This window comes from Thermoanaerobaculia bacterium (genome assembly GCA_035260525.1).
Taxonomy (GTDB): domain Bacteria; phylum Acidobacteriota; class Thermoanaerobaculia; order UBA5066; family DATFVB01; genus DATFVB01.
The window spans coordinates 1-8,904 of the sequence record DATFVB010000247.1 but is presented as its reverse complement, the minus strand read 5'-3'; the positions used below and the strand labels follow the sequence as shown (position 1 = coordinate 8,904).

Here is an 8,904-nt window from a genome sequence, read left to right as displayed (position 1 = left end):
TTTGTCCTCCGGGCTCGCAGAGGCGGGGGCGGGCTGGGCCGCGACCGTCTGCCGGAAGATGAGCAAGAGGGCGAACGGCAGCCATATCGGCACACGAAGCACGAACCGTCGGCGGGTGCAGCTCAATTGAGATCCAAGTTGTGGTGTGAGCTTAACATAGAGGGCGGTAAAGACGTTCCTAGCCCACCTTTCCGACGGAAAGCCGTTCTGGTCGCCGCGGACGAAATGCGCGAACTGTCGAGGCAGAAAGGGAAAGGCGTGGGGGAAGTCCGGGTAGGCGCGCCCGACGAAGCTCCCGCCCGAGCCTCAGAGCTTGATGCAGACGTTCTTGGCTTCGGTGAAGAAGTCGAGCGAATCGAAACCGCCCTCGCGTCCGACGCCGCTCTCTTTCATCCCGCCGAAGGGAACCCGCAGGTCGCGCAGGAGCCAGGCGTTCACCCACACGGTGCCGCAATCGATCGCCGCGGCGACCCGGTGCGCCTTGCCGAGGTCGCGCGTCCACACGCTGGCGGACAGACCGTAACGAGAGGCGTTGGCGAAGCGAACCGCCTCGTCGACCGAGTCGAACGGCGTCACGGTGACGACCGGACCGAAGATCTCCTCCTGCATGACGCGCCGCGAACAGTCGAGGCCGGCGACGACCGCCGGTTCCAGGAACCAGCCGCCGCGAAGGCGCTCCGGAAGATCGGCCGGAGGCTTGCCGCCGCAAAGGACCTCGCCCCCTTCCTGCTTCGCGAGCTCGATGTAGCCGGAGACCTTGCGGAAGTGAGCCTCGCTGATCAACGCGCCCACTTCCGTCGCCGGGTCCTGCGGATCCCCGACCTCGAGCTTCTTCGTCCGGTCCAGGAAGCGCTCGAGGAATTCGTCGTAGACGGGTCTCTCGACGAAGATGCGCGAGCCGCACAGGCAGATCTCCCCCTGGTTGGCGAAGCTCGAAGGAATCGATCCGGCGACGGCTTCCGCGAGGTCGGCGTCGGCGAAAACGACGTTCGGGTTCTTTCCGCCGAGCTCGAGCGACACCTTCTTGAAGAGGGGACCGGCCGAGGCCATCACGTCGGCCCCCGTCCGGGTCCCGCCGGTGAACGAGATCAGGGGAACGTCGGGGTGCGAGGTGAGCGCGCGGCCGGCGCCGGCTCCCCGCCCGTGGACGATGTTGATGATCCCGGGGGGAATGCCGGCTTCCCGCGCGAGCTCCGCCAGCCGGGTGGCCGTCAACGGCGTGAGCTCCGAGGGCTTGGCCACACAGCAGTTGCCCGCGGCCACGGCGGGGGCGATCTTCCACGTCAGCAGATAGAGCGGAAGATTCCAGGGCGAGATCAGCCCGGCCACGCCCAGCGGCTGGCGCAGCGTGTAATTGAGCGCTCCGACGTCCATGGGATGGCACTTCGTCTCGGCGTGGAGGATGGCGGTGGCGAAGAACCGGAAGTTCTTGACGGCTCGCGGAATGTCGAGCCGGCGGGCGAGCGCGACGGGCTTTCCGCTGTCTCGCGATTCGAGCAATGCCAGCTCGTCGAAATTCTCCTCGATAAGGTCCGATAAGCGAATCAAAAGCCTTGACCGCTCTTCGGCGGAGGTCCGGCGCCAGGACGGGAACGCGCGCTTCGCCGCGGCGACGGCGGCGTCGACGTCGGTTTGGTCGCTGTCGGCAATCTCGGCGATCACCTCGCCGGTCGACGGATCGACGTCCTCCAGGTATTTTCCGGCGGCCGGCGGCCGAAACTCTCCGCCGATGAAATTGAAAACGCGTTTCACGCGCCGATTCTACGTTGCCCCCGTTGAACGTCGGAAAGGTTCGTGGTACGAACGGTGCACCGATGGGCAAGCCGCGCGCTCCTCTCAGCGAGCCTCTGTACTATGCGGATTACATCCACCTCGACCGATTGCTCGAATGCCAGCAGCTCGAGAGCGCCCGGCGGGGCCACCCCGCGCACGACGAAATGCTGTTCATCGTCGTGCATCAGACGTACGAGCTGTGGTTCAAGCAGGTCCTGTGGGAGCTCGACGCCATCCTCGCGATCTTCCGAAGCTCGACCGTCCGGGAGGAGGACGTCGGGCGCGCGGTCTCGCGCTTCGGCCGGATCGTCGAGATCCAGCGGGTGCTCATCCAGCAGATCGACGTGCTGGAGACGATGACCCCGCTCGATTTTCTCGATTTCCGCGACGACCTGATTCCGGCGTCGGGCCTGCAGAGCGTCCAGTTCCGTCTGGTCGAGAACAAGCTGGGCATCCGCCGCCAGGATCGCCTCCAGCTGCACGACGCCGCGTACACCTCGCGCTTCCGGAAGGAGGATCGCGCACGGCTCGAAGCCTCGGAGAAGGAGCCTTCCCTCTTCGACGTCCTGGAGCGCTGGCTCGAGCGAACTCCGTTCCTGAGCCTGCGCGGTTTCGACTTCTGGAAGGAGTACCGGCGGGCGGTCGACCGGATGCTCTCCGCCGACGGCGCTTCGATCCGGCGCAACCCGACTCTGACCGAGAAGGAGAAATCGACGCAGCTGGCCGGGCTCGAGTCCACGGCCCGCCGGTTCGAAGATGCCTTCGGAGCCTCCGCCGGCGAAGCGGCGGAAGCGGCGCCGGGACGCCATTTCTCGCGCCGCGCCCTTCAGGCGGCGCTGTTGATCAACCTCTACCGTGACGAGCCGATTCTCCACCTGCCGTTCCGGCTCCTCACGCTCGTCACGGAGGTCGAGCGGAACTTCACGACATGGCGCCAACGCCACGCGCAGATGGCGCTCCGCATGATCGGCAGCCGGATCGGGACGGGGGGAAGCTCGGGTCACGAGTATCTCGACCGGGCGGCCGAACGTCACAAGGTTTTCGGAGATCTCGTCGGCCTCTCGTCGTTCTTCATTCCCCGCTCGGCGCTCCCCACGCTTCCGGCCGCGGTCAAGGGCACGATGGGATTCCGGTTCGGGCGCAAGCGCGCGGGCTCTCGATCTAGGACGCGGCGATCACCTTGAGCTCGATCGAGATGGGGGTCGGAAGCGCGACGATGCCCACGGTCGTCCTCGCCGGGGCAATCGCGCCGAAGTAGTCGCCGTACACGCGATTGAAGGCGGCGAAGTCGTGGTCGATGTCCGTCAGGAAGACGGTCACGTCGATCACCTTCTCGAGGGAGCTCCCGGCGTCCTCGAGGATCGCTTTCACGTTCTCGATGCACGCGCGCGTTTGAGCCTCGATGCCCTCGGCGATCTCGTCGGTTTCCCGATGGCGCGGTCCGATGCCCGAGAGGAAGAGCAGATCTCCGAATCGCCGCGCGTGCGGGTACGGCCCCACCGGCCGCGGAGCCCTCGAGGAGACGACGGAGCGTTCGCTCGGCGCCTCGACGGCGCTGGCGTCAACCAGCTTACCGGCGCGACTATCGCGCGCCTTACCGGCGCGACTATCGCGCGCCTTACCGGCGCGACTATCGCGCGCCTTACCGGCGCGACTATCGCGCGCCTTACCGGTGCGACTATCGCGCGCCTTACCGGCGCGACTATCGCGCGCCTTACCGGCGCGACCGGATGATCGGGACGATCGGTTCATCGCCGCCTATACTATCGATCTGTCGGACGGGAGGACCGGTCATGGAACGGAAGGCGATCAATTTCGCGCGGTGGATCGACGAGCACCGGGAAGACCTCAAACCGCCCGTCTGCAACAAGAAGGTCTTCGACGAGGACGATTTCATCGTCATGGTCGTCGGGGGCCCCAACAGCCGCAAGGATTACCACGTCGACGAGGGGCCCGAGCTCTTCTACCAGCTCGAGGGCGAGATGATCCTGAAGACGATCCAGGGCGGCCGTGTCGTGGACATTCCGATCCGCGCGGGGGAGATGTACCTGCACCCTCCCCGCGTCCCTCATTCGCCGCAACGCATGCCGAATTCGGTTGGGCTCGTCGTCGAGCGCAAGCGCCTCCCCCACGAGAAGGACGGGCTCCAGTGGTATTGCGACCGATGCACGACGCTCCTGTACGAGGAATACTTTTCGCTCGGCAACGTCGAGAAGGATTTTCCGCCCATCTTCGACCGGTTCTTCGCGAGCGAGGAGCATCGCACGTGCAGGAAATGCGGCGCCGTGATGCCGCCGCCGAAGGCCTGATGCCGGTTTTCCGAAGGCCGACTTGCTGAAGATCGACATCCACACCCACATCCTCCCCGAGAGGCTGCCGGACCTCGGGCCGGGTTTCGTCCGAATCGAGCCCGCCGCGCCCGGCCGCGCGCGCATGACGATCGACGGCGCGTTCTTTCGCGAGATCGAGAGCAACTGCTGGGACGCCGGACCCCGAATCGCGGAGTGCGACCGCGACGGGGTGAACGTCCAGGTTCTCTCGACCGTCCCGGTGATGTTCAGCTACTGGGCGGAGCCTTCGCGCGCGCTCGATCTCGCCCGCCGGTTGAACGATCACATTGCCGGGCTGCAGGCCGCGAGCCCGGCGCGGTTCGTGGGACTCGGGACCCTTCCGATGCAGGATCCCGGCCTCGCGATCCGGGAGATGGAACGGTGCATCCGCGATCTCGGTCTCGCCGGCGTCGAAATCGGGTCGAACGTCAACGGCGCCAATCTCGACAATCTGGAGCTCTTCCCGGTCTTCGAAGCCGCCGAGCAGCTTGGAGCGGCGGTGTTCGTCCACCCGTGGGAGGTGGTCGGGAAGGAGCGGATGGCGAAGTACTGGCTCCCGTGGCTCGTCGGTATGCCCGCGGAAACCTCGCTTGCGATCTGCTCGCTCATCTTCGGGGGCGTGCTCGAACGGCTTCCCCGCCTGCGCATCGCCTTCGCGCACGGCGGCGGCGCTTTCCCCGGGACTTTCGGACGCATCGCCCACGGTTTCGACGTTCGTCCCGACCTGTGCGCCGTCGCCAACGACGTTCCTCCCCGGGAATATCTCCGGCGCATCTTCGTCGATTCGCTCGTGAACGATCCGCTGACGCTGCGGTACCTGATCGACCGGATGGGGGCGGAGCGGATCGCGCTCGGGAGCGACTATCCCTTTCCCCTGGGCGAAAGTCATCCCGGAGAACTGATCGATTCCTGCGGCTTCCCGGAAGCGACCCGGGCTCGCCTCCTGCACGGGACGGCGCTCGAATGGCTCGGTCTTCCCGGCGAGCGATTCGGCCTTTAGCAGGCTGCTGAAAAATGAATCCGGGCGTCGTGTCGCGAGCCTTGCATTTCGTTCGCGCTACCGAGCGGCTGCTAGACTGGGAGCATGCGTCGCGCCGATCTGATTGACATGCGAACGGCAAGGCCCGCGCCACCCGAAGGTTGCGGCGGCGCGGGCCCGCAGGCTTCGTTGCCGCGCCTAGACGATGCGGCCGGCATCGCCTTCGGCGCGGCGTCTTGCATTCGAGCCCCCGGCGCTCACAACGCCATCCCGGACCCTTTCTCAGCAGCCTGCCAGTGAGCGAACCGTTCGAGTCGGGACGCGAGTTCGCGGTCGCGCTCGACCGGGAAGATCCGCTCCGGAGCTTCCGCGGCGAGTTCCACATTCCGAAGCGCGAAAGCGGCCATGGAGAGATAGAAGAGATCTACTTCGCCGGCAACTCGCTGGGCCTCATGCCCCGGCGCACGCGCGGCTGCGTGGACGAGGAGCTCGAGAAGTGGGGTCGGCTCGCCGTCAAGGCGCATTTCACCGGGGTGAATCCGTGGATGCCTTACCACGAGCTCCTCGCCGCGCCGACCGCGGCCCTTCTGGGGGCGCTGCCGACGGAAGTCGTGACGATGAATTCGCTCACGGTCAACCTCCATCTGATGATGGCGAGCTTCTATCGCCCGACGCGCGAGCGGCACCGGATCCTGATCGAGGACCGAGCCTTTCCTTCCGACGACTATGCCGTCGAGTCTCACGCGGCCCACCGGGGGTTCGATCCGGCTTCCGCCGTCGTCCGCCTTCGGCCGCGGGCAGACCGGGCCGGTGTCACGATGGCCGAGATCGCCGAGGTCCTCGAGCGCGAGGGCGACTCGATCGCTCTCGTCCTCCTGCCGGGGGTCCAGTACTACACGGGCCAGGCTTTCGAGATCGAAGCGATCACGCGGCTGGCGCACGAGAAGGGGTGTGTCGCCGGCTTCGATCTGGCGCACGCGGCGGGGAATCTCGTCCTGCGCCTCCACGACTGGGACGTCGATTTCGCCGTCTGGTGCACCTACAAGTATCTGAACGGGGGACCCGGCTCGGTGGGGGGGTGCTTCGTGCACCAGCGTCATGGCTCGAATGAGAGCATCCCGCGCCTGGCCGGCTGGTGGGGACACGACAAGGAAACGCGCTTCCGGATGCAGCGCGGTTTTCGGCCGATTCCCGGCGCGGAGGGGTGGCAGCTCTCGAATCCACCCATCCTCTCGCTCGCGGCGATTCGCGCATCTCTGGACGTTTTTCAGGCCGCCGGCGGCATGGAGCCGCTCCGCGACAAGTCGATTCGCCTCACGGGGTATCTCGAGTGGCTCCTGCGGCGCGAGATCGGCGACGCCATCGAGATCTTCACGCCGGAGGATTTCCGGCAGCGGGGATGCCAGCTCTCGCTCCGCGCGAAGTCGGGGACTCCGGGCAAGACGGTCTTTCAGAGGATCGAGGCGGCCGGAGTGACGTGCGACTGGCGCGAACCGGATGTGATCCGGGTCGCCCCGGTGCCGCTGTACAACCGATTCGAGGAGGTCCACCGCTTCGTCGAGATCCTTCGGGCGGCGCTTTCTTGAAGCGCGCCGCGAAAAACGCTTTGAAAACGCCGCGGGAAACGGAGGAGATCACTCTGGTCGGCGCCGGCCTCGCGGGCTCCCTCCTGGCGATCGATCTGGCCGGGCGCGGCCATCGAGTGACGATTTACGAGCGCCGTCCCGACCCGCGCCGGGAGGGCGCCTCCACCGGGCGGTCCATCAACCTCGCGCTCGCCAATCGCGGCATTCACGCGCTCGAGCGAGCGGGCCTCATGGACCGCCTCCGGCCGGCCCTGATTCCGATGGCGGGGCGGATGTTGCACGACGAGAGCGGCGGCCTGCGGATGATCCCTTACGGCAACAAGCCGCACGAGGTGATCCATTCGGTTTCGCGCGGCGGCCTGAACTCGCTGCTGATGGACGCCGCGGAAGCGACCGGCCGCGTCTCGATTCGATTCGGGCACGCGTGCCGCGGTGTCGATTTCGCGAGTCGCAGGGTGCGGATCCGCGCCGGCGAGAGCTCGGAAATAGACGAATTTCCCTATGAAGTCCTCCTCGGCACCGATGGAAGCGCCTCGGCGGTTCGGGCGGCGATCATCGAGAAGACCGGCGGGGATCTGATGGAGGAGCCGCTCGGCCACGGTTACAAGGAGCTTTCGATTCCGGCGGCGCCCGGCGGCGGCTTTTGCATGGAGAAGAACGCCCTCCACATCTGGCCGCGAGGGGAATACATGCTGATCGCCCTTCCCAACGCCGACGGCAGCTTCACGGCGACGCTGTTCTTGCCAAATGACGGCGAGGAGAGCTTCGGAGCGCTGCGCACGGCCGACGACGTGAGGCGGCTCTTCGAGCGGCGCTTCGCGGACGCGATTCCCCTCATGCCCGGCCTCGCCCGTGAATTCTTCGCAAACCCGACGGGACATCTCGAGACGATCCGCTGCCGGCCCTGGTTTTTCGAGGACCACGCCCTCCTGCTCGGCGACGCGGCGCACGCGATCGTTCCGTTTCACGGGCAGGGCGCAAATGCGGCCTTCGAAGACTGCGACGCGCTGGACGACTGCCTGGCTCGGGAAGCCGAGCCGTGGGACGAGATCTTCGCCGATTTCGAGTCCCTTCGCCGGCCCGACGCCGACGCGATCGCCGCGATGGCGCTCGAGAATTACGTCGAGATGCGGTCGACCGTCCGCGACCCCGGGTTTCAGCTCAAGAAGGATCTTTCGTTTCGCCTGGAGGAGCGCCATCCCCGCCGGTTCATCCCTCGCTACTCGATGGTGATGTTTCACCGCATCCCCTACGCGGAGGCGCAGCGCCGGGGCGCGATCCAGGAGGGGATACTGGAGGAATTGACGAGAGGCGCGAAGAGCGTCGAAGACGTGGATTTCGAGAAGGCGGACCGGATGATCGAGGAGCGGCTGGGGAATGAGGCGCTTCTTCTGGAGGTTTGACCCATTTTGCCTCTCCCCGCGGGAGAGGCCGGCGAGCGCAGCTCGCCGGGTGAGGGAAGCGGGGGTAACCATTCCTCGTCATCGCGAGGAGCGAAGCGACGCGGCGATCTGATCCGGCACCGAAAAAGGCCGGGAATCGCTTCCCGACCAGTACCAGTTTGGTCGCGGGGGCAGGATTTTCTTCGGCCTTCGGCCGGCGGATTCGCCGGGGGGGGTAACCCTTCGAAGTCTTCGCGAATACGAGCTTGCGAAGCTGATCCAAAGGTCGCGGTTTGACCGAAGGGCAAATTGCCGGCCGTCAGGCCGAAAATCAGTTCCCGCTTCAATGCACGAAAAAAGGCCGGGAGTGATCTCCCGGCCGTCTCCGGATTGGTTGCGGGGGCAAGATGACTCGCACCCGAGGTGCTCGGATTTCGGCGAGGGTACGGCTTCGAAGTCTTCCGAAATACGATCTTCGGCTCGACGCCAGCGGATTGCGCTGCGCGCAATACGAACTTGCTTCTCAGTTCAAATCAGGCTTCGAGAAAAAAAAGGCCGAGTCGAACGACTCGGCCGTATTGAGTTTGGTTGCGGGGGCAAGATTGGTCGCACCTTCGGTGCTCCGATTGCCCTGCGGGCAATTCGAACTTGCTTCAGTTCAAATTGCCGCTCCGAAAAAAGGAAAGGCCGGGTCAGACGACCCGGCCGTAACACCTTTGGTTGCGGGGGCAAGATTGGTCGCACCTTCGGTGCTCCGATTGCCCTGCGGGCAATACGAACTTGCTTCAGTTCAAATTGCCGCTCCGAAAAAAGGAAAGGCCGGGTCAGACGACCCGGCCGTAACGCCTTTGGTT

Annotated in this window: 8 protein-coding genes; 6 read left to right on the top strand and 2 right to left on the bottom strand. The window is 65.8% G+C overall.

The window, feature by feature from the left end; translation table 11 throughout:
- Positions 1 to 306: 306 nt before the first annotated feature.
- The gene (locus VKH46_12255; protein HKB71609.1) at positions 307 to 1,752 is read right to left on the bottom strand and encodes an aldehyde dehydrogenase; all 1,446 of its coding nucleotides are present in this window, start codon (positions 1,750 to 1,752) and stop codon (positions 307 to 309) included.
- Positions 1,753 to 1,814: 62 nt separating this feature from the next.
- Here VKH46_12255 and VKH46_12250 point away from each other — a divergent pair, with 62 nt between their 5' ends.
- On the top strand, positions 1,815 to 2,957 hold the full coding sequence (locus VKH46_12250) for a tryptophan 2,3-dioxygenase family protein (GenBank protein ID HKB71608.1): 1,143 nt from the start codon (positions 1,815 to 1,817) through the stop codon (positions 2,955 to 2,957).
- Here VKH46_12250 and VKH46_12245 read toward each other — a convergent pair.
- Positions 2,935 to 3,273 (bottom strand): Rid family hydrolase, encoded by a 339-nt coding sequence (locus VKH46_12245; protein HKB71607.1) that lies wholly within the window; start codon positions 3,271 to 3,273, stop codon positions 2,935 to 2,937. The genes VKH46_12250 and VKH46_12245 overlap by 23 nt on opposite strands.
- Before the next feature lie 293 nt (positions 3,274 to 3,566).
- On the opposite strand from VKH46_12245, the gene VKH46_12240 reads away from it, so the two are divergent.
- From VKH46_12240 to VKH46_12220, 5 genes are all read left to right on the top strand, one after another.
- Positions 3,567 to 4,082 (top strand): 3-hydroxyanthranilate 3,4-dioxygenase, encoded by a 516-nt coding sequence (locus VKH46_12240; GenBank protein HKB71606.1) that lies wholly within the window; start codon positions 3,567 to 3,569, stop codon positions 4,080 to 4,082.
- A 25-nt stretch (positions 4,083 to 4,107) separates the two neighbouring features.
- Entirely contained in the window at positions 4,108 to 5,103 is a 996-nt protein-coding gene (locus VKH46_12235) for an amidohydrolase family protein (protein HKB71605.1), read from the top strand.
- Positions 5,104 to 5,372: 269 nt separating this feature from the next.
- Positions 5,373 to 6,668 (top strand): kynureninase, encoded by a 1,296-nt coding sequence (kynU, locus tag VKH46_12230; protein HKB71604.1) that lies wholly within the window; start codon positions 5,373 to 5,375, stop codon positions 6,666 to 6,668.
- Between the two features lie 20 nt (positions 6,669 to 6,688).
- Complete coding sequence (locus tag VKH46_12225) at positions 6,689 to 8,071, top strand: NAD(P)/FAD-dependent oxidoreductase (protein ID HKB71603.1); 1,383 nt, start codon at positions 6,689 to 6,691, stop codon at positions 8,069 to 8,071.
- Between the two features lie 386 nt (positions 8,072 to 8,457).
- On the top strand, positions 8,458 to 8,904 hold a 447-nt coding region (locus tag VKH46_12220), incomplete at its 3' end, for a hypothetical protein (GenBank protein HKB71602.1).